Consider the following 20758-nt stretch of genomic DNA (forward strand, 5'->3'; position numbering starts at 1 on the left):
AGCCCGCTCCCACATTAGATCGGGTTCACATGGTTGCAATTGTGAACCCATTCCAAATGTGGGAGCGGGCTTGCTCGCGAAGGCAGTCTGGCAGACACCCCATTACCCAAGGTAATCGAGAACCCCATGCCCCAACCGCGTCCTTACAAAGTTGCACTCAACGGCTACGGCCGCATTGGTCGTTGCGTCTTGCGTGCTCTGTTCGAGCGAGGGGCGGCGGCCGGGTTTGAGATTGTTGCTATCAACGATTTGGCCGACATGGCCAGCATCGAATACCTGACACGCTTTGACTCCACTCACGGCCGCTTCCCCGGCGAAGTGCGTGTGGAAGGCGATTGTCTGCATATCAATGGCGACTGCGTAAAAGTATTACGCAGTGCCACCCCCGAGGGCATCGACTGGGCGGCGCTGGGCGTCGACCTGGTGTTGGAATGCTCCGGTGCCTACCACACCCGTGCCGATGGCCAGCGTTTCCTCGACGCCGGCGCACCGCGTGTGCTGTTTTCCCAGCCGATGGCCAGCGAGGCGGATGTCGACGCCACCATCGTCTACGGTATCAACCAGGATTGCCTGACCGGCAACGAGCTGCTGGTCTCCAACGCGTCCTGCACCACCAATTGCAGCGTGCCGCTGTTGCGCCTGCTGGATCAGGCGATTGGCCTGGATTACGTGTCGATCACCACGATTCACTCGGCGATGAACGACCAGCCGGTGATCGATGCCTATCACCACGAAGACCTGCGTCGCACGCGCTCGGCGTTCCAGTCAGTGATTCCGGTGTCCACCGGCCTGGCTCGCGGTATCGAGCGACTGTTGCCGGAACTTGCCGGGCGAATTCAGGCCAAAGCCGTACGGGTGCCGACGGTGAACGTGTCCTGCCTGGACATCACCATGCAAACCGTCAGCGATACCGACGCGACGGAGGTCAACCGGATCCTGCGCGACGCCGCCACCAGCGGCCCGCTCAAAGGCCTGCTGGCCTACACCGAGTTGCCCCACGCCAGTTGTGATTTCAACCATGACCCGCATTCGGCCATTGTCGATGCCAGCCAGACCCGCGTTTCCGGCCCGAGGCTGGTAAACATCCTGGCCTGGTTCGACAACGAATGGGGCTTTGCCAACCGAATGCTGGATGTTGCGGAACATTATCTGCACATCGCCTCTAAACAACCTCAACAGTAATTCAGGAACTGCGACCCATGACCGTGTTGAAGATGACCGACCTCGATCTGCAAGGTAAGCGCGTACTGATTCGCGAAGACCTCAACGTCCCAGTCAAGGACGGTGTTGTCACCAGCGATGCGCGAATCCTGGCCTCGCTGCCGACCATCAAGCTGGCCCTGGAAAAAGGCGCGGCCGTGATGGTCTGCTCGCACCTGGGTCGTCCGACCGAGGGTGAGTTCTCCGCCGAGAACAGCCTCAAGCCGGTAGCCGACTACCTGAGCAAGGCCCTGGGTCGCGACGTGCCACTGGTCGCTGATTACCTGGGTGGCGTCGACGTGAAGGCCGGCGACATCGTGCTGTTCGAAAACGTGCGCTTCAACAAAGGCGAGAAAAAGAACAGCGACGAACTGGCCCAGCAATACGCTGCGCTGTGCGACGTGTTCGTGATGGACGCCTTCGGCACCGCCCACCGCGCCGAAGGTTCGACCCACGGCGTGGCCAAGTTCGCCAAGGTCGCCGCTGCAGGTCCACTGCTGGCCGCTGAACTGGATGCATTGGGCAAGGCCCTGGGCGCGCCGGCACAGCCAATGGCCGCCATCGTGGCCGGCTCCAAGGTCTCGACCAAGCTGGACGTGCTCAACAGCCTCAGCCAGATCTGCAACCAGTTGATCGTCGGCGGCGGCATTGCCAACACTTTCCTGGCCGCCGCCGGCCATCCGGTAGGCAAGTCGCTGTACGAGCCGGACCTGCTCGACACCGCCCGCGCCATCGCCGCCAAAGTCAGCGTGCCATTGCCGGTCGACGTGGTCGTGGCCAAGGAATTCGCTGAAAGCGCCGAAGCTACCGTCAAGCTGATTGCTGATGTGGCTGTCGACGACATGATCCTGGATATCGGCCCACAAACCGCGGCCAACTTCGCTGAACTGCTGAAAGCCTCGCAGACCATCCTGTGGAATGGCCCGGTTGGTGTGTTCGAGTTCGACCAGTTCGGCAACGGTACCAAAGTGCTGGCCAAGGCCATTGCCGAAAGCTCGGCGTTCTCCATTGCCGGTGGTGGCGACACCCTGGCCGCTATCGATAAATATGGCGTTGCTGACCAGATCTCCTACATTTCTACCGGTGGCGGCGCGTTCCTCGAGTTCGTCGAAGGCAAAGTCCTGCCGGCCGTTGAAGTGCTGGAAACCCGAGCCAAAGGCTGAGGCTCGTGATCCGGAAAAGGAGTATTCCCATGATCAAGCCGTTGGCATTGATGATCGCGGCGGGCCTGTTGGCCGGCTGCGGCAGCACGCCAAGCAGTGTGCCGGAGGCCGATAAGCCCACCCCGGCGCAGAAAAAGAGCTGTTATCAGGCGGACTGGCAGGCCGAGACCATGCCGGTGATCAACAAGCGCATCGGCAACGAGCGGCTGGAGAAATACGACGCCGCGCCCAACGGTCAGGAACAGGGTTGCCCTTGACGGGTCAGATCAACTAACCGACAGCAATGACGGCGCTTTGGGCCGTCGTTCGAGGATTGGCAATGAAAGGCGTTTTCGCCCTGGCAGCCCTGGCCCTTCTGGCCGGTTGCAGCAGCATGAACATGTTCAACAAGGCAGAGCCTGCCGATAAATGGACCACTTGGATTTGCGACAGCAAGGCCGAAGTGAACTGGCGCTTTGCCAACCAGGCCCGCAACGAGGTGGATGTTCGCCTCGGTGGTTCGGACCAGGTTTATCGCCTTAAACAGGACGTTGCCGCCTCGGGCGTGCTTTATAGCAACGACCAGTTGGCGTTCCACACAAAAGGTGAGGAAGGCCTGGTTTACTGGGTCGCCACAGATGATTTGATCGGGCGCGGCTGCAAGGCCCAATAGTGAGATCACTGAAGATCAAATGTGGGAGCGGGCTTGCCCGCGAAAGCGGTGGTCAGTTGGCGAATTCGGTGACGGGTACACCGCCTTCGCAGGCAAGACAGTTCCCACATGCGTTCGGTTTCCGATTGGAATTTGAGTCCAGCTCATCAGCAATAACGATTCAGCCGGTCAGATGCACTCACCCTGACCTGCAATAACTTGAATAGCAGCCGCCGCTACGGCAGGCTTGCACGATTAACGACCCTCGACCGGGAGAGACAACACAATGGCACTTATCAGCATGCGTCAAATGCTGGACCACGCAGCCGAGTTCGGCTACGGCGTCCCAGCCTTTAACATCAACAACCTTGAGCAGATGCGCGCCATCATGGAAGCCGCTGACAAGACAGACTCCCCGGTGATCGTCCAGGCTTCGGCCGGTGCGCGCAAATACGCCGGTGCCCCGTTCCTGCGTCACCTGATCCTCGCCGCGATCGAAGAATTCCCGCATATCCCGGTGTGCATGCACCAGGACCACGGCACCAGCCCGGACGTGTGCCAGCGTTCCATCCAGCTGGGCTTCAGCTCGGTGATGATGGACGGCTCCCTCGGTGAAGACGGCAAGACCCCGACCGACTACGAATACAACGTACGCGTCACCCAACAAACCGTGGCCATGGCTCACGCCTGCGGCGTTTCGGTTGAAGGCGAGCTGGGCTGCCTGGGTTCCCTGGAAACCGGCATGGCCGGTGAAGAAGACGGCATCGGCGCCGAAGGCGTGCTGGATCACAGCCAGATGCTGACTGATCCGGAAGAAGCCGCCGACTTCGTCAAGAAGACTCAGGTTGATGCCCTGGCCATCGCCATCGGTACCAGCCACGGCGCCTACAAGTTCACCAAGCCGCCTACCGGCGACGTGCTGGCCATCGACCGCATCAAGGAAATCCACAAGCGCATCCCTAACACCCACCTGGTGATGCACGGCTCTTCCTCGGTTCCGCAAGAGTGGCTGGCGATCATCAACCAGTACGGCGGTGACATCAAAGAAACCTACGGCGTACCGGTTGAAGAAATCGTCGAAGGCATCAAGTACGGCGTGCGCAAGGTCAACATCGACACCGACCTGCGCCTGGCCTCCACCGGTGCGATGCGTCGCCTGATGGCCACCAACCCGAGCGAATTTGACCCACGCAAATTCTTCGGCGCTACCGTGACTGCGATGCGTGATGTGTGTATTGCTCGCTACGAAGCGTTCGGCACCGCCGGTAACGCTTCGAAGATCAAGCCGATCTCGTTGGAAGCGATGTACCAGCGTTACCTCAAGGGTGAGTTGAACGCCAAGGTGAACTAAGCCTCAAGCGTTAATAAAAAACCCGCAGAAATGCGGGTTTTTTTATGCGCGACGCTCAATGTGCGGGCGCCCGGCTTGCCGGCGATGAAGGTCTGAAGCCTGAGGACGACCCTGCGCACGCCATCGCCGGCAAGCCGGGCCACTACGGGCACGTGCTGAAAGGTCTTGAGATGAGACGCTGCTCAGTCGTGATCAATGTCCAACTTCGCAAACGTCACCCGCGCGCCTTCCTTGCTGTTGCCACTGTTGTCCTGCACATACGCGCCGGCCTTGAAGTACAGCGGCTTGGCACCCCACGCCGCGCCGATGCGCTCGTTCCACTCACCGTCGGCGGCATACACACTCAGCAGCCCGGCCTTGTTCAGGTTGATGACGTAGGTGAAGGTTTTCTCCAGCGGCACATTGGAGGCGACGATGATCACCCGGCCTTCGTCCTCGTCCGGGCGCATGCGCACTTTGGCGACGATGTTGCCGGTCTGGGTTTTTTCCTTGAATTGATATTCCAGCTTGATCAGCGGTTTCTGGCTGTCATAGGCGTGAATCTGGCCGATGACGATCTTGCCGCTGGAGGGCACCTGGTTGACGGCCAGGGTGGCGCGCAGGAAATTGTCGGCGTCGGGGTAGGTCCAGTTGCGCAAGCGGCCGTCGGCGTAGGTTTCGCGCAGTTCGCTGCGCGGGTAGACGGCGTTTTCGGTGCGGGTACCGGTGACGGGGGTCCAGAATTGCACATTGCTGCCTTCGGCCTGGAAATATTGGTCCTTGAAGCCGCTAAGCAGTTTCGGGGTGTCGATGGTCGCGGGGGGCGAGCCAACGGGAATGCTCAGGTTCCAGGTAGAGAGGTCGATCATGGCGTAGGCCTTTTTACAGAGGGGTGTAGGCTATGGCCCTTAGGCCAGACAGGTTCTTTATAGGCCGTAGTCCTCCGCTTGTTAATTAATCGCTGGCAAATTATTGGCGCCAGAGGAATGCCAAAAAGCCATGTTTCCCATGAACCGTGGGCTGCAGGCACTGACCGTTAGTCGGCTTCCTGAGCTTTGGCGCAATGATGGCACTGAGGTTACTTCTGATTTTTCGGAACCGGGGCTAGAGTGAGGCCTCAGTGTTTGTCCGGGTTTTCTCCCAGAAGTGACCGGAGTGGGCTCCCAAGGAAGAGATGTAGCATGGAATGCGCTCCACACCACGGCGATAGCAGTTCGGTTCTTTTGGTGGTCGATGACTACCCGGAAAACCTGATCAGCATGCGCGCACTTTTGCAGCGGGAAGACTGGCAGGTAGTCACCGCCGGTTCCGGCCTGGAAGCCCTTGAGTTGCTGCTGGTACATGAGGTCGACCTGGTGTTGCTCGACGTGATGATGCCCGGCATGGACGGCTTTGAAGTCGCGCGCCTGATGCGCGGCAGCCAGCGCACCCGCATGACGCCGATCATCTTCCTGAGTGCCAATGCCCAATCCCCGGCTGCTGTGCTGGAAGGCTACGCCAGTGGCGCCATCGACTACCTGTTCAAACCCTTTGACCCGCATATCCTCAAGCCCAAGGTCCAGGCGTTGCTGGAGCACCAGCGTAACCGCCGGGCCTTGCAGCGCCTGAGCCATGACCTGGAATCGGCGCGCGCCTTCAACGCCTCGGTACTGGACAACGCCGCCGAAGGCATCCTGGTGGTGAGCGAAGGTGGGGTGATCGAATACGCCAACCCGGCGATCTCGCGCCTGCTCAATGCCACGATCCATGAGCTGCAGGGCCAAGAATTCCTCGGCTTCCTGCAAAAACCGCATGTCCCTACGTGGCTGGAGTCGCAGATGTATGCCGGGTTTCGCAAGGGCGAAACCTGGCGCCTGCACGACGCCATCCTGCGCACCGGCCGTGGCCAGCAAGTGCCGGTGGCGTTGTCGTGTGCGCCGTTGCCGACCGAACAGAAGGCCATGGTGGTGACTGTGCTGGACATGTCCGAGGTACGTCACCTGCATCAGCAGTTGGAGTTCCAGGCGGTCACCGACCCGCTGACCGGCCTGCTGAACCGGCGCGGCTTCTACCAGACCGTCGAGAACAGCTTGCTGCGCAGCGAGCGCGCGGAACATTGCCTGGTGCTGCTCTATCTGGACCTCGATGGCTTCAAACGAGTCAACGACTCCCTGGGTCATGACGCCGGCGACCGGGTGCTGCGCTGGGTCTCGGAGCAATTGCAGGGTTGCCTGCGCTCCGGTGACATTCTGGGCCGCATGGGTGGGGATGAATTTACCGCGTTGCTGGAGCTGGAATTCCCGGAGCAGGCGGCGAAGATTGCGGAAAAACTGATCGACCGGGTTTCGATTTGCCAGCAGGTGGATGGCCTGGATGTGATGCTGGGTGTGAGCATTGGTATCGCGATTTTTCCGGACTGTGGTTCGGACCTCAATGGCCTGCTGCGCGCTGCCGACATCGCCATGTACGAAGCCAAGCGTGCGGGGCGTCAGCAATATCGCTATTACGATCAGGAAATGAACGGCCGCGCGCGTTCGCGCCTGATGCTCGAAGACAGCGTGCGCACCGCCATACAAAACAAGGACTTCACCCTGGTGTATCAGCCTCAGGTGTCGCTGGCAGACGGACGTCTGCGCGGCGTCGAGGCGCTGTTGCGCTGGCAGCACCCGAGTGTCGGCGATGTGCCGCCGGGGTTGTTCCTGCCATTGTTGGAAGAGGCGCGGTTGATCAGCCAATTGAGTGCCTGGATCTACCAGCAGGTCGCTGCCCAGCGCCAGGCGTGGCAAGCCACGTTCGACGATGAGCTGGTGTTGAGCGTGAGTCTGAGCAGCAGCCAGTTCAATATGCCCAACCTGGCCAATCAACTGCAGCAGGTACTCGAGCGACATGGGCTGCAGGCGCGGCAGCTGGAGGTGGAAATCGGCGAGGACTGCTTGATGAGCAGCCTGGAAGAGTCCGCCAAACAGCTCAAGTTGCTGCGTCGGATCGGCGTGCGCATTGCCCTCGATGACTTTGGCGCCGGCCAGTGCTCCCTGGCCCACCTGCGCGACCTGGCGTTCGATACGCTCAAACTCGATCCGCAATTGGTCGCACGCCTGCCGGGCTCGGCACGCGACGCCGCGATGGCGCGCAGCATCATCGAGCTGTGCGGGCATTTTGATGTGCTGGTGGTGGCCGAAGGCGTGGAAACCCCCGAGCAAGCCCACTGGCTCAAGACCAATGGTTGCGCGTTTATCCAGGGTTCCTGGGCGGCGCAGCCGTTGATGGCCGAGGAAGTGGTCGACTGGTCACGCACTCGCTTGCGCTGAATTCGTTACACTGGCGACCTTCCGAATTCTGTTGCCATACCCCATGACCGCGCTGAAATACCTCCAGGCCTACCCCGCAGCCCTTCAAGAGCAAGTGCGCCAATTGATCGCCAAGGACCAATTGGGCGCCTACCTGGAGCAGCGCTACCCCGAACGCCATGCCGTGCAGAGCGACAAGGCCCTGTACGCGTATGCCCTGGCCTTGAAACAGGAACACCTGCGCAACGCGCCGGCCATCGACAAGGTGCTGTTCGATAACCGCCTGGACCTGACCCATCGCGCCCTCGGCCTGCACACCACGATTTCGCGGGTGCAGGGCGGCAACCTCAAGTCCAAGAAAGAGATTCGCATCGCCGCGCTGTTTAAAGAGGCCGCGCCGGAATTCCTGCGCATGATCGTGGTGCATGAGCTGGCACACTTCAAGGAATCGGACCACAACAAGGCGTTCTATAAACTCTGCGAATACATGATGCCCGGCTACCATCAGGTGGAATTCGACCTGCGGGTGTACCTCACGTATCGCGACCTGCAGGGCAAACCCTGACCGCACAAGGCGACCGACCATGGATGTGAGCAAGACCAAGAGCAGCTTCTACCGCCGCCTGTACGTGGCCTACCTGATCGACAGCGGCCAGGCCAGCAGCGTACCGGCCCTGACCGACGCCACCGGCATGCCCCGGCGCACCGCGCAGGACACGATTGCGGCGTTGGCGGACCTGGATATCGTGTGTGAGTTCGAGCAGGAAGACGGCGCCCGCAACCATGCCGGGCATTACCGGATTCGCGACTGGGGTGCGATTGATCGGCGGTGGATCGAGGCGAATCTGGCGTCGGTGAAGCAGGTGCTGGGGTATCCCTGAAGGTCGGTGGTGAGTGCGCTGGCGCCATCGCAGGCAAGCCAGCTCCCACAGGGATCGCGAGGGGCAACCCCCTATCGCCCATGCCGCCGCTTCGCTGAAGCTCGACCGGTTGCTCCCACCTTTTGACGTGTGCACACGGCTAAATGTGGGAGCTGCCTGCGATGAGGCTCTCAGTCGCGGCGCATGCCGATGTGTGGAATGTCATCTTCCAGATACTCCTCACCCGCCACCACAAAGCCATACTGCCCGTAATAGCCCTGCAGGTGCGCCTGGGCCGAGAGAAAAATCGGCGTCTCGGGCCAGATATCAGCGATTTGCTTGAGCGCTTCGGTCATCATCCGATGCCCCAGCCCGGTGCCGCGCGCCACCGGTGCGACGATCACGCGGCCGATCACCACATCACCACCCTGGGACTCCGGGTCCAGCAGGCGCAGGTAGGCCACCAGTTCATTGTCCTGCCAGGCCATGAGGTGATGGGTGTCGCCCGACAAGTCCTGCCCGTCGAGGTCCTGGTAGATGCATTTCTGCTCGACGACAAACACTTCATTGCGCAGGCGCATGATGGCGTATAGCTGCTCTTTGCCCAGCTCGTCGTGATGTTTGCAGACCCAATCAACTGTCATGGTGTGTTCTCGCATAAGTGTCAGGTCTGGATAGTAAGCGCGGCGGGTGAGTCTGTCTAAATCAGCTATTTTTGTGAGTGAAATCAATTTGCCATCATTGAGTGCATTCGCTGCCCGTTTCTTTGTGTAATCTGAGCTACTGTTAGAACCTCAGGCACCGCCTGGAACAAGTGCCCGCCAAGGACTTTGAGCATGCTGCGATTCACTCGTGTCGTTGCTTTGATTGGAGTGGTGTTGCTGGCGACGCCTGCGTTCGCTCAGCGTCTGCGCCTGGTGGCGGATGCCTGGCCACCCTTTACCGATGCCACCTTGATCAACGGCGGGCTGGCTACCGACATTGTCAGCACCGCCCTGGCTCGCGCGGGCTACGCCAGCGATTTCGAACAGGTGCCCTGGGCCCGTGCGCTGATGGGCGTCGGCGATGGCCGCTATGACGTGCTGGTCAATGCCTGGTACGACGATGCCCGTACGAAACTGGGCCAGTTCTCCGGCGAATACCTGCTTAACCGTGTGCGCTTCATCAAGCGCCACGACGACCCCATCGACTTCCAGACCCTTGAGCAACTGCACGACTACCCCGTCGCGGTGGTGCGCGGCTATGCCTATTCGGCGGCGTTCGATGCGGATGCACAGTTGCAGAAAGTCCCTGTGCATAACTTCGCCATGGCCGTGCGCATGCTCGCGGCGCAGCGGGTGCGGCTGACAGTGGAAGATGAATACGTGGCGCGCTATTACCTGGCGCGCGAATCGGCGCGGGTGCGCAATGCGGTGGAGTTTCTACCCAAGCCGCTGAGTGAAAACAGCCTGCATATTTTGGTCAGCCTGAAGAACCCGCAGCATGAGCAGATCGTTGCCAGCTTTGATCGGGAGATTGCCAAGATGAAGGCTGATGGCAGTTATGCGCGATTGATGCGGCAGCATGGGATGTAGCGTCCTTGGGGGCCCTATCGCCGGCAAGCCGGCGCCTACGGGGGTAGCGACCTAAGCCGCGCGGGTGTCTTTGATCAAATGCGCCGCCAAGGTGCGCAACGGCCCCAACTGCCGGCAGATCAGCGCCAACTGCGTCTGCACCAACCGCTGGCCTTCATCGATCTCATCCGGCATCTGCTCCAGGTCCGCCGCCAGCGCTTCTTCGGCATCGCTCTGGATCGCGATCGGCTGCTTGTTCGCCAGCCCGGTGGCGATTTCATCAATACTCGCCGCCAGGCTGTTACCGGCACCGTCGATCAAATGCTCGCGTACTTCGGCCGGCAGCTGGGTTTCGCGGTGCGCGCCCAGGCCCGACAAGTAGCTGAGCAAGGTGTGCGACAACACCAGGAAGCGGAAGCCCACATCGGCCTCCTTACGAAAGTGTCCGGGCTCCATCAGCATATTCGCCAGGGTGGTGGACAGGGCTGCGTCGGCGTTGTGCGCATTGCGCCGGGCCAGGCGGTAAGCGAGGTCGTCGCTCTTGCCGGCGGCGTATTGCTGCATGATCTGGCGCAGGTAGATGCTGTTGCAGGTCAGGGTGTTGGCCAGCACTTTGTTCAGGCGTCGGCCCTGCCAGTCCGGCAGGAACAGGAACACCGCCAGGCCGGCGATCAGGCTGCCGAGCAAGGTATCGAACAGGCGCGGCAGGAACAGCCCGTAGCCATCGCCCACCTGGTTGAAGCAGAACAGCACCATCAGGGTGATTGCCGCCGTGGCCAGGGTGTAGCGCGTGGTGCGGTTGATAAAGAACACCAGGCCGGCGGCGATGGCAAACATCGATTGCACCAGCGGGCTGGGGAACAGATCAAACAGTGCCCAGGCCACGGTGAGGCCGATGGCGGTGCCGATGATCCGCTGGCCGAGTTTGCGCCGGGTCGCGCCGTAGTTGGGCTGGCACACGAACAGGGTGGTGAGGATGATCCAGTAGCCTTGGGAGGCGTGGATCGCGTGGAGCATGCCGTAGCCGACGGTCAAGGCGAGGGCCAGGCGCAAGGCGTGGCGAAACAGCAGTGACGTCGGCGTGAGCTGGGTGCGCAGGCGCGTCCACATTTCCTTGAGGTTGCGCGGCGCGCGGTCCAGCAGGTTGCTGTCGGTGGCGTCGGCCAGGGCGTCGGGGTTGCTGGCGTCGCCGAGCAGGCGGTCGAGGGTCGACAGGTTGGCCGCCAGGGCGCGCAACGAGCGCAGCAGGCCGCGCCAGGCCGGGTTGCTCTGGATGCGCAGGTGTTCCAGCGATGCATTCAGGTCGCCCAGGGCCTCGGCGAAGCTGTCGTCATAGATGAACGGCTGGCGCAGTTGGATCGACTCGGCCAGGGCCTGGCAGGCCTTGCCTTGCTGGCGCAGCAGGCGCTGGCAGCGGAACAGCACATCGCTGTGGAAGAACGCCTCGGCCAAAGCGTTGTAGGGATAATGCGATGAGCTGGCGCGCTCGTGGATGTCCTGGGCCAGGAAGTACAGCTTCAGGTAGCGACTGACCTTCGAGCCTGGGCGACCATTGCCCACACGGTGCAGGATGATTTCCTTCGCCGCATTCAGCGCCGCGACCACCCGGCCGTTCTGCTGGGCCAACTCCAGGCGGCGCGCTTCCACGTCCAGCTGGCGGATCGGTTCGAACAGGGATGACTTGAGCTTGAGGTAGCGCCCCAGTTCGCGGAACAACCGCGCCAGGCTCTGCTGCACCGGCTGGTTGGAAAACAGCGCCTGCCACAGCACCGAAAGCACGCCATACCAGGCAGCTCCCGCCACCAGCAGCAGCGGTTCGTGCCAGAAATCGGAAACCGCGCCACCGCGCTGGTCCACGCCGATCATGGTGTAGACCGACAGGATCAGCGTCGCCGACGCAATCGCCCCGTAGCGCTCGCCGAGGGCGCCGAGCATGGTCAGGCAGAAACTGGCCAGCGCCAGGGCAATCGCGAAGATCCAGGGGTAGGGGAACAGCAACTCCACCGACAGCGCGGCAATGCTGAAACACACCAGCGTCACCGCCAGGGCATTCAGGCGGCCTTGCCAACTGTCGTCGGTCTCGGCCAGGGCGCTGGCGATAATCCCCAGGAACAGCGGGATCAGCAGCGTCATTTCATCCTGGTACCAGCACAGCGCCATGCTGCCGGTGAGGGCGATGAATACCCGAACGCTGTAACTGAATTTATCCAGCGCCCACAGGCGCCGCATGGACTGCTTGAACGAGGTCGATGACATGAAGGCTGGAGTCTTCCGGGACGATGCCGCTAAATTGAGCCATCAGTGACGTCACGGCAAGCGTAGCGATCACATCTCATTGCATATTTTTGAGTGCCACCCCAAAACGAATGTGGGAGCGGGCTTGCCTGCGATGACGGCGGTGAATTCACCACCGCTATCGCAGGCAAGCCAGCCCCCACAGTTTGACCGAGTACGCGCTTCAGGCGTACTGCGCGGCGGCGTAACCGGATGCCCAGGCCCACTGGAAATTGAACCCGCCCAGGTGACCGGTCACATCCAGCACTTCCCCAATGAAGTACAACCCCGGGCTTTTCAGCGACTCCATGGTTTTCGACGAGACTTCCCGCGTGTCCACCCCACCCAGCGTCACCTCGGCGGTGCGATAGCCTTCGGTGCCCGCCGGCACCAGTTGCCAGCTCGCGAGTTTTTGCGCGATATCGGCCACTTCGGCATGGGTGTATTGCTTCATGGGCTTGGACACGAACCAGGTTTCCGCCAGCAGGTTGGCCATCTTCTTGGTGAAGATCTCTCCCAGCAGGGTTTTCAACTCGCTGTTGGGACGCTCGACTTGTTGCTGTTGCAGCCAGCTGTGGGCGTCGTGATCGGGCAGCAGGTTGATCTCAACGGTATCGCCGGACTCCCAGTACGAGGAAATCTGCAGGATCGCCGGGCCGCTCAGGCCACGGTGGGTAAACAGGAGGTTCTCGCGAAAGCTCTGGCCGTTGCAGCTGACCAGGCAATCCACCGAGGTGCCGGACAGCTCGCCGCACAATTCCTTGAGCTGGTCGGTGATGGTGAACGGCACCAGGCCCGCGCGGGTCGGCAGCAGCTCGTGACCGAACTGCTTGGCCACCTGATAACCAAAGCCGGTGGCGCCAAGTGTCGGAATCGACAGGCCGCCTGTGGCAATCACCAGGGACTCGCAGCGCAACTCACCCAGTGTGGTCTGCAGCTGATAGCCGTTGTCGAGCTTTGCGATTTCTTCGATGGAGGTGTCCAGGTGCAGGCTCACGCCGGTCTGGATGCACTCATCCAGGAGCATGCCGAGGAGGTCGCTGGACTTGTTGTCGCAGAACAGCTGGCCGAGTTTTTTCTCGTGGTATGGCACGCCGTGCTTGGCCACCAGCCCGATGAAATCCCACTGGGTATAGCGGGCCAGGGCGGATTTGCAGAAGTGTGCGTTGTGCGAGAGGAAGTTGGCCGGCTCGGTGTACATATTGGTGAAGTTGCAGCGGCCACCACCGGACATCAGGATCTTCTTGCCGGCCTTGTTGGCATGGTCGATCAACATCACCTTGCGCCCACGCCCGGCGGCGGTCAGTGCGCACATCAAGCCTGCGGCGCCGGCGCCAATGATCACAACTTCGGTCGAGCGCACAGCAATGTCCTCACAAAAATATTGATCTGAAATGCAATCAAATGTGGGAGCTGGCTTGCCTGCGATGGCATCAACTCGGTCAATCTGTCAGACCGAGTCGCCTGCATCGCGGGCAAGCCCGGCTCCCATATTGATTCGGTTCCTTCAATAGGAACGCGGTTTTTTTTACAGGATCCGCACGCGCAGCGAACGGCCTTTGATCTTGCCGTCGTTCAAGCGCTGCAGCGCCTGCTTGGCGATCCCACGCTCCACGGCCACAAACGCCTGGAAGTCGAAGATCGCGATCTTGCCGACCTGGGCACCCGGGATGCCCGCTTCACCGGTCAAGGCGCCGAGGATGTCGCCCGGGCGAACCTTGTCCTTACGGCCGGCGGCGATGCACAGGGTGCTCATCTGCGGCAGCAGCGGGCCGCCGCTTTGTGGCTTGAGGTTGTCCAGTTGGTCCCAGTTCAGCGGCGATTTCTGCAGCTGCTCGATGGCCTGGGCGCGGTGTGCCTCGGACGGTGCTACCAGGCTGATGGCGATGCCGGTCTCGCCCGCACGCCCGGTACGGCCGACGCGGTGGATGTGGATTTCCGAGTCACGGGCCAGCTCGACGTTGATCACCATGTCCAGCGAGTCAATGTCCAGGCCACGGGCGGCAACGTCGGTGGCGACCAGTACCGAGGTGCTGCGGTTGGCAAACATTGCCAGCACCTGGTCACGGTCGCGCTGCTCCAGGTCGCCATGCAGGCCGACGGCAGAAATGCCCTTGGCCGTCAGGTGATCCACGGTTTCCTGCACCTGCTGCTTGGTGAAGCAGAACGCCACGCAGGACGCCGGGCGGAAATGCGCCAGCACCTTGGTCACGGCGTCCATGCGTTCTTCCGGGGAAATCTCGTAGAAACGCTGCTCGATCTGGTCGTCGGAGTGAAACGCCTCGGCCTTCACTTGCTGCGGCGCACGCATGAATTTCGACGCCAGCTGCTTGATGCTCACCGGGTAGGTGGCCGAGAACAGCAGGGTCTGGCGACGGGCCGGGGTCTTGCTGATGATGTCTTCGATGGCGTCGTAGAAACCCATGTCGAGCATGCGGTCGGCTTCATCGAGGATCAGCGTGTTCAAGCCGTCGAGTACCAGTGAGCCTTTGCGCAAGTGCTGCTGGATCCGGCCCGGGGTGCCGACGATGACGTGGGCGCCATGTTCCAGGGAAGCGATCTGCGGGCCGAGGGAAACGCCGCCGCACAGGGTCAGCACCTTGATGTTGTCTTCGGCGCGGGCCAGGCGGCGGATTTCCTTGGCGACCTGGTCGGCCAGCTCGCGGGTCGGGCACATCACCAGGGCCTGGCAGCCGAAATAGCGCGGGTTGATCGGGTTCAGCAGGCCGATGCCGAAGGCCGCGGTCTTGCCGCTGCCGGTCTTGGCCTGGGCGATCAGGTCCAGCCCCTTGAGGATCACCGGCAAGCTTTGCGCCTGGATCTGCGTCATCTCGACATAACCCAGCGAGTCGAGGTTAGCCAGCATGGCGGCGGAAAGCGGCAAAGTATTAAAAGCGGTGGCGATGGTAGTCACGGGACTGGCTCTGCAAAACAAAATGTTGCGCAGTGTAGCAGCCCCCCGTGGGTTTTTTCGCATGTTCCAGACAAGGGGGTGGGGGACAGCGGCAAGTGATGAGCTGCAAGCGGCACGCTTGCAGCGGCTTCAATGCTCGATGTCGTGCTCGCGGCTGACCACGCGTTTGCCGTCTTTGGGCGACAGCTGCAGGAAGATCGCAGCAGCCAGCATCGCCATGATGCCCACGGTCAGGAAGGTCAGCTGGAAGGCGCCGAGCACACTGTCGACCCCGTCGTTGCCGGCTTCGGCGGTAAAGCCACCGAGCAGCGCGCCTGCACAGGCCACCCCCAGGCTCAGGGACAACTGCGCCACCACCGAGAGCAAACTGTTGCCGCTGCTGGCCTGGGCGTCGTCGAGGTCGATCAGGGTGACGGTGTTCATCGCGGTGAATTGCAGCGAGTTGATCGCGCCCAGTATCGCCAGCATGCCCAGCAGCAGTGGGTAGGGCGTGTGTTCACTGACCAGGCCCATGCTCGCGAGCATGATGCCCAGGGCCAGGGTATTGCCGGTCAGCACCACCCGGTAACCCAGGCGCTCGATCAGCGGCCGGGCGATGGACTTGGCAAACATCGCCGCCGCCGCCAGTGGCAGCATGCTCATGCCGGCTTCGGACGGCGAGTAGCCCAGCGCCACCTGTAGCAGCAACGGCACCAGGAACGGCAGGGCGCCGCTGCCCAGGCGCGCGAACAGGTTGCCGAGGATGCCCACGGCGAAGGTGCGGGTCTTGAACAGCACGGGCGAAAACAGCGGGTTCTCGATATGCCCGGCGCGCAGCCAGTACGCCGCCAGGCACGCCAACCCGCCGAACAGCAGCAACATCACGCGCAGGTGCGGCAAGTGCAGCTCGCCCAGGCCCTCCATGGCGATAGTGATCAGCACCATCGCCGCGCCGAACAGCAGAAACCCGACGCCATCAAAGCGCGTGCGCTCGCTGCCGCGCAGGTCGGGAATGAATTTCCACACGGCGTAGCAACCGATCATGCCCACCGGCAGGTTGATCAGGAAGATCCAGTGCCAGGTCAGGTATTGCACCATCCAGCCGCCCATGGTCGGGCCAAGCAGCGGGCCAAGCAGGCCGGGGATGGTAATGAAACCCATGATGCGCACCAGCTCGGAGCGGGGGTAGGCGCGCAGCACCACGAGCCGGCCGACCGGCAGCATCAGCGCGCCACCCAGGCCCTGGATCACCCGCGCGCCGACCAGCATGGTCAGGCTGCTCGAGAGTGCACACAACAATGAGCCGATGCTGAACAGCATGATCGCGCCGAAAAAGATGCGTTTGGTGCCGAAACGGTCGGCGACCCAGCCCGACGCCGGGATCAGCAAGGCGACGGTGAGCATGTAGGCGATCACCACCCCTTGCATGCGCAGCGGGTTCTCTGCGAGGTCGCGGGCCATGGCCGGCAATGCCGTGTTCAGAATCGTCCCATCCAGCGATTGCATGAAGAAGGCAATCGCGACCACCCAGGGTAGCCAGCGGGCGGTCTTGGCATCGAGAGGGGCGCGATTCGGCATAGGTGACCTTTTTGTTAGCAGGCTATGTGTCGGCGATTATGCGCCATCCGTCGCTCCTTTTCCCACTGGCGGTTCGTCTAAATCCGACATCGTTGCATGCTCTCCCACCAGGAAATCCAGCAACGCACGGTGCACTGCCAGGGCCGCCTCACGGGACTCCAGGTCAAGCAAATGGCCGGTGTGTTCCGCCACGGCAAAGCTGCTGCGCCCGACATACTGTTTGAATAACCGGGCTTCGGCGGCGGGGGTGTATTCGTCCAGCGTGCCGTTGATGAAGTGCACCGGCGTCTCGATGCGGGTGAGGGCCGGCAGGTAGTTGCCATCCCCCAGGGCGAGTACCTGATGGATATGAAAGCGCGCCTGGCGGTATTCGGTGGTGGCCATGTTCGACAGGTGACGATGGTTGTTGCGCTTGAGGCGCGGCGACAGGTACTTGCCCACCGTCTCGTTGAGCAAGTGGCCGACGGCGGATTTGTCATCGGCCTCGATCAGCACGCGGACGCGCTCCACATAATCGAGCATCGCCTGGTTGAGGTTGGGTGCCAGGGCCATCACCACCGAGCTTTCGATGGAGGGCGGGTTGTGCGCCAGGGTCAGCAGTGTCGAGATGCCGCCCCAGGAGGCCGACACCAGGTGATTGACCTCGAAGCGTTCGACCAGGGCCCGCAGGATCTGCACCTCGTCGTCCTTGGTCACCAGGTCGAGGTCGGTGTTGTGTTCGCGCGAATAGCCGGAGAACGGCAGGTCGAACAGCAGCACATTGAAGTGCTCGGCCAGGCATTTGCTGGTCCGGGCAAAGGAGCGCGTGGTGGACAGCGCTCCATTGACCATCAGCACGGTGTTCTTTTCCGAATCGTTTCCCAGCTGCTCAACATGAACGTTGTAGTGCTTGAACAGCTTTTCAATGACAAAACTTCCATGGTTCATGTCAACGCTCCAGCTTGCCCAATCCAGGCAAGGTCGTGCATCACGTGCGCGCACGTGGGGTTAGTGGCGGGGTGCCACTAACCGTTATAACGAGGTTTTTTGCGGGCGACAACCGGCCGCACGGAGAGACGGGTGAGATGGGAATTGTCGGTAGGAAGGGACGAAATGCAGTGGCTGAAATCAATGCAAAGCAGTGTGGGAAGTGGCTTGCCTGCGTTGCAGGCACCAGGGTGTATCAGTGACACCGCGGTGATGCTATCGCAGGCCAGCCAGCTCCCACCGGGACTGGCGGTGCTTATAAGGTCAGGGTCAGGCGTTTGACCAGGGCGCCTGGCAGCAGGTTGGAGGCGGTGTTGCGCTGGCCATACGTGCTGGCCGACAGCAGCAGTTCCCGATCAGCGGTCAGTGCTTCCAGCTGCGCACCGAGCAACTGGAACACGCTGTCATCAAAGCGCATGGTGCTGACCGGCGCCTTGATCTCGCCGTCTTCCACCCAGAACGTGGCGAAGCGCGTCATGCCGGTCAGGCGGGCGGCCGGCAGGTCGGAGTAGTTCAGGTACCACAGGTTGCTGATGTACAAACCGGTCCCCAATTGCTTGAGGATGTCGGCCTGGGCGAGGGTGCCCGCCGCCATCTGCAAGGCGCTGGGGGATTCGTCACGGCTGGCGCCGTTGGCACTCAGGCCGTACTCGGCGGCGCTGCGCGAGTTCACCAGTTGGCCGTCGGCCTTGCCGGCGTTGATCAACCTGACATCGCTGCGCGGGTAGCCTTCGCTGGAAAACGCCGGGCTCAGGGAGCCGCTGACCTGTTCGTCCACCGTCACCTGCGGGCTGAGGTGTTGCTCGCCGGCGTACAGGCGTTGCAGGGAGCTGCCCTTGCTGGCGATGGCCTGGGCCGAGAAACCGCCCCAGGTGATGATGCTGATGATTTCTTCCAACGCCGCCGGGGCCAGGTAGGCGCGGTATTCACCGGGTGCCAGCGCGTGCAGCGGCCGGCCGAGGAATTCCAGCTGTTCGCGGGCCAGTTGGAAGCGCCGGGCGAACTCGGCGCTGTTCCAGGCATGGCCGGCGTAGCTGGCTTTGACAGCCTCGCCATTGGCGTGGAACAGGCTGAAGTCGAAGTTGAAGCTATTGGCCTGGTGCCAGCCGAACGCGCCGTTCGAACTGGCGAAACCGCGGCTGATCGGGCCGGCGGCGTAGAACCCGACGAGGTCGACACCTGCGGCCGCCTGGCTGATTTCGTCCAGCACCTGGGCCAGGTCCGGCAATGGCAGGTCCTGTTCGTTGTGATTCTGCCAGGCGTTGTGGTTGAGCAGCAGGTAGGGATCGTGGGGCAGCAGCGGCAGGGTTTCGCGCAGCTGTTGCAGGCCCTCGGCGAGGCGCTGGCGGTCCAGCTCCGGATCACCGGCGAGGGTGATGCCGAGGTCGGCGTGGCGGCCATCGTTGATCAGTTTCAGGTTGAGGCTGGCCTGTTGCACCTGGCCGGCCTGGCGCACCTTGGCGTGGTTGAAACGCACGAACTCGGACGACTCGGCCGCATAGCCCAGGTGGAATTGTTCCTTGTCGGTGATGGCCTGTTTGAGCCATTGCACCAATGCCTTGAAATTGTTCATCAGGCATCTCCCCCAAATACGTCAACGTTGCTGAACACACAGGCCGGCGACGCGTGGCCGACGCGGATCACTTGGTTGGGTTCGCCTTTGCCGCAGTTCGGCGTGCCCAGGACCTTGAAGGTGCTGGCGTCGCCCACGGCGCTGAGGTTGCGCCAGAACTGCGCGGAAATCGCCCGGTAGTTGGGGTTTTTCACCACGCCCTTGAGCTCGCCGTTTTCAATCAGCTGGCCCCATTCGCAGCCGAACTGGAATTTATTGCGTGCATCGTCGATGGACCAGGAACGGTTGGTCGACATCAGGATGCCGTGTTCGATGCCGCCAATCAGTTGCGCCAGGCTCTGGTCACCGGCTTCGATATTCAGGTTGGCCATGCGGTCGATCGGCGGGCGGTTCCAGCTGCTGGCGCGGCTGTTGGCGACGCCGCCCAGGCCGGCACGGAACTGCGACAGCGCGCCGCCGAGTGGCCTGAGCAGCACACCTTCGCGGATCAGGAACTGTTTGCTGGCCGGGGTCCCGTCATCGTCATGGCTGTAGCTGGCCAGTTGTTCGGGGATGTCCGGGTCGAAGGTCACGTTGAGCAGTTCGGAGCCGTATTGCAGCTGGCCGAAGTCCTCGGCCTTGACGAAGCTGGTACCGGCGTAATTGCGCTCATCGCCGAGGATGCGGTCCAGCTCCAGCGGGTGGCCGATGGACTCGTGGATCTGCAGGATCATCTGGTCGGGCATCAAGAGCAGGTCGCGCGGGCCCTGGGGCGCGTTCGGCGCCAGCAGCAGTTGCAGGGCTTCGTCGGCAATGCGCGGCGCAGCGCCGACCAGGCCGAAGCGGTCGATCACATCAAAGCCGCCTTGCTGGCCGAAGTTGCTGCCGCCAAGGGTGCGCGACTGGCTGTCGTTGCCGTCGTAGGCAGTGACATTGACGCCGGGGAACACAAAGCGCTGGGCCTGGCGCAGCTCGGCGCCGGCACTGTTGAGGTAGATCTGCTCGACATGGGTCAGGCCGAGGCTGACTTCCCAGTTCACCAGGCGCTCGTCCTGGGGCACGGCGGCGGATTCATCACCGAGCAATTGGTAGCAATCGCTGAGGGAAGGGAAGGCTTGCGCAAGGTTGGGTGACAGGTAGTCGGCGACGTCACTGGAGACGTGTTGGTCGCGCAGGTCGAGCAGGGCGTGGGGCAAAATCCGCCGGGCTTGCTGTTCGGCGCGCTCAAGGGCGGCTTGCAGGCCATGCAGGGAAATATCGTGGGTCGCGGCGTAGGCTTCCACACCGTTGACACGCACGGTGAGCATGGCGCCTTCGTCGTGGTTCAGGTGGGGCGGTTCGGCGACGTTCTTGCGTACCGACAGGTACTGGCCGGATTCGCGGACATAACGCAGCGAGAAGAAGTCGGCGGTGGTGCGCAGGGCACTGAAATGCTTTTTGAGTGTGGCGTGGTGATCGAACATGGGGCCTTCCTTGTGGGCGGCTCAGCGCA

At 62.0% G+C, this 20758-nt stretch carries 18 protein-coding genes; 9 read left to right on the forward strand and 9 right to left on the reverse strand.

Annotated features, from left to right (window positions below; all coding sequences use genetic code 11):
• Window positions 1-126: 126 nt before the first annotated feature.
• The 5 genes from epd (at window position 127) to fba (ending at window position 4345) form a co-directional block, all read left to right on the forward strand.
• On the forward strand, window positions 127-1182 hold the full coding sequence (epd, locus tag QMX97_RS23330) for an erythrose-4-phosphate dehydrogenase (RefSeq protein WP_058415149.1): 1056 nt from the start codon (window positions 127-129) through the stop codon (window positions 1180-1182).
• Window positions 1183-1199: 17 nt separating this feature from the next.
• Window positions 1200-2363 carry a phosphoglycerate kinase gene (locus QMX97_RS23335; protein ID WP_282397692.1) on the forward strand — a complete coding sequence of 388 codons (1164 nt, stop codon included), beginning with the start codon at window positions 1200-1202 and terminating at the stop codon, window positions 2361-2363.
• A 29-nt stretch (window positions 2364-2392) separates the two neighbouring features.
• Complete coding sequence (locus QMX97_RS23340) at window positions 2393-2620, forward strand: hypothetical protein (protein ID WP_106802422.1); 228 nt, start codon at window positions 2393-2395, stop codon at window positions 2618-2620.
• 62 nt (window positions 2621-2682) lie between these two features.
• Window positions 2683-3015 (forward strand): MliC family protein, encoded by a 333-nt coding sequence (locus QMX97_RS23345; protein WP_106802423.1) that lies wholly within the window; start codon window positions 2683-2685, stop codon window positions 3013-3015.
• A gap of 265 nt (window positions 3016-3280) precedes the next feature.
• Window positions 3281-4345, forward strand: a complete 1065-nt coding sequence (fba, locus tag QMX97_RS23350) for a class II fructose-bisphosphate aldolase (RefSeq protein WP_282397693.1) — start codon at window positions 3281-3283, stop codon at window positions 4343-4345.
• 182 nt (window positions 4346-4527) lie between these two features.
• Here the strand turns inward: fba and QMX97_RS23355 are convergent, their stop codons facing one another.
• The gene (locus QMX97_RS23355) at window positions 4528-5193 is read right to left on the reverse strand and encodes a polysaccharide lyase family 7 protein (RefSeq protein WP_106802425.1); all 666 of its coding nucleotides are present in this window, start codon (window positions 5191-5193) and stop codon (window positions 4528-4530) included.
• Window positions 5194-5505: 312 nt separating this feature from the next.
• Between QMX97_RS23355 and QMX97_RS23360 the strand changes: the two genes are divergently transcribed.
• The 3 genes from QMX97_RS23360 to QMX97_RS23370 are packed head-to-tail and all read left to right on the forward strand — an operon-like array spanning window position 5506 to window position 8471.
• Entirely contained in the window at window positions 5506-7611 is a 2106-nt protein-coding gene (locus tag QMX97_RS23360; protein ID WP_282397694.1) for an EAL domain-containing protein, read from the forward strand.
• Between the two features lie 43 nt (window positions 7612-7654).
• On the forward strand, window positions 7655-8155 hold the full coding sequence (locus QMX97_RS23365) for a M48 family metallopeptidase (protein ID WP_010207148.1): 501 nt from the start codon (window positions 7655-7657) through the stop codon (window positions 8153-8155).
• 19 nt (window positions 8156-8174) lie between these two features.
• Window positions 8175-8471: a winged helix-turn-helix domain-containing protein gene (locus QMX97_RS23370; RefSeq protein WP_065904835.1), complete on the forward strand. Its 297-nt coding sequence runs from the start codon at window positions 8175-8177 to the stop codon at window positions 8469-8471.
• A 170-nt stretch (window positions 8472-8641) separates the two neighbouring features.
• Here QMX97_RS23370 and QMX97_RS23375 read toward each other — a convergent pair whose 3' ends face one another.
• Window positions 8642-9094, reverse strand: a complete 453-nt coding sequence (locus QMX97_RS23375) for a GNAT family N-acetyltransferase (protein WP_065904833.1) — start codon at window positions 9092-9094, stop codon at window positions 8642-8644.
• Window positions 9095-9286: 192 nt separating this feature from the next.
• Between QMX97_RS23375 and QMX97_RS23380 the strand changes: the two genes are divergently transcribed.
• Entirely contained in the window at window positions 9287-10024 is a 738-nt protein-coding gene (locus tag QMX97_RS23380; RefSeq protein ID WP_065904827.1) for a transporter substrate-binding domain-containing protein, read from the forward strand.
• A gap of 51 nt (window positions 10025-10075) precedes the next feature.
• Here QMX97_RS23380 and yccS read toward each other — a convergent pair whose 3' ends face one another.
• The 7 genes from yccS to QMX97_RS23415 all read right to left on the reverse strand — a co-directional run bounded on the left by yccS (window position 10076) and on the right by QMX97_RS23415 (window position 20729).
• On the reverse strand, window positions 10076-12259 hold the full coding sequence (gene yccS / locus QMX97_RS23385; RefSeq protein WP_065904826.1) for a YccS family putative transporter: 2184 nt from the start codon (window positions 12257-12259) through the stop codon (window positions 10076-10078).
• Window positions 12260-12461: 202 nt separating this feature from the next.
• Window positions 12462-13640, reverse strand: a complete 1179-nt coding sequence (locus tag QMX97_RS23390; RefSeq protein WP_282397695.1) for an NAD(P)/FAD-dependent oxidoreductase — start codon at window positions 13638-13640, stop codon at window positions 12462-12464.
• A 165-nt stretch (window positions 13641-13805) separates the two neighbouring features.
• Window positions 13806-15143 carry an ATP-dependent RNA helicase DbpA gene (dbpA, locus tag QMX97_RS23395; RefSeq protein ID WP_232005461.1) on the reverse strand — a complete coding sequence of 446 codons (1338 nt, stop codon included), beginning with the start codon at window positions 15141-15143 and terminating at the stop codon, window positions 13806-13808.
• 177 nt (window positions 15144-15320) lie between these two features.
• Complete coding sequence (mdtD, locus tag QMX97_RS23400; RefSeq protein WP_065904823.1) at window positions 15321-16748, reverse strand: multidrug transporter subunit MdtD; 1428 nt, start codon at window positions 16746-16748, stop codon at window positions 15321-15323.
• Between the two features lie 36 nt (window positions 16749-16784).
• Window positions 16785-17675: an alpha/beta hydrolase gene (locus QMX97_RS23405; RefSeq protein WP_106802428.1), complete on the reverse strand. Its 891-nt coding sequence runs from the start codon at window positions 17673-17675 to the stop codon at window positions 16785-16787.
• A gap of 295 nt (window positions 17676-17970) precedes the next feature.
• Window positions 17971-19287: a TldD/PmbA family protein gene (locus tag QMX97_RS23410; protein WP_065904819.1), complete on the reverse strand. Its 1317-nt coding sequence runs from the start codon at window positions 19285-19287 to the stop codon at window positions 17971-17973.
• Entirely contained in the window at window positions 19287-20729 is a 1443-nt protein-coding gene (locus tag QMX97_RS23415) for a TldD/PmbA family protein (protein WP_282397696.1), read from the reverse strand. Before QMX97_RS23415 ends, QMX97_RS23410 begins: the two co-directional genes overlap by 1 nt.
• Window positions 20730-20758 lie beyond the last annotated feature (29 nt).

It is taken from the genome of Pseudomonas sp. PS01298 (genome assembly GCF_029959745.1).
Lineage (GTDB): Bacteria > Pseudomonadota > Gammaproteobacteria > Pseudomonadales > Pseudomonadaceae > Aquipseudomonas > Aquipseudomonas aylmerensis.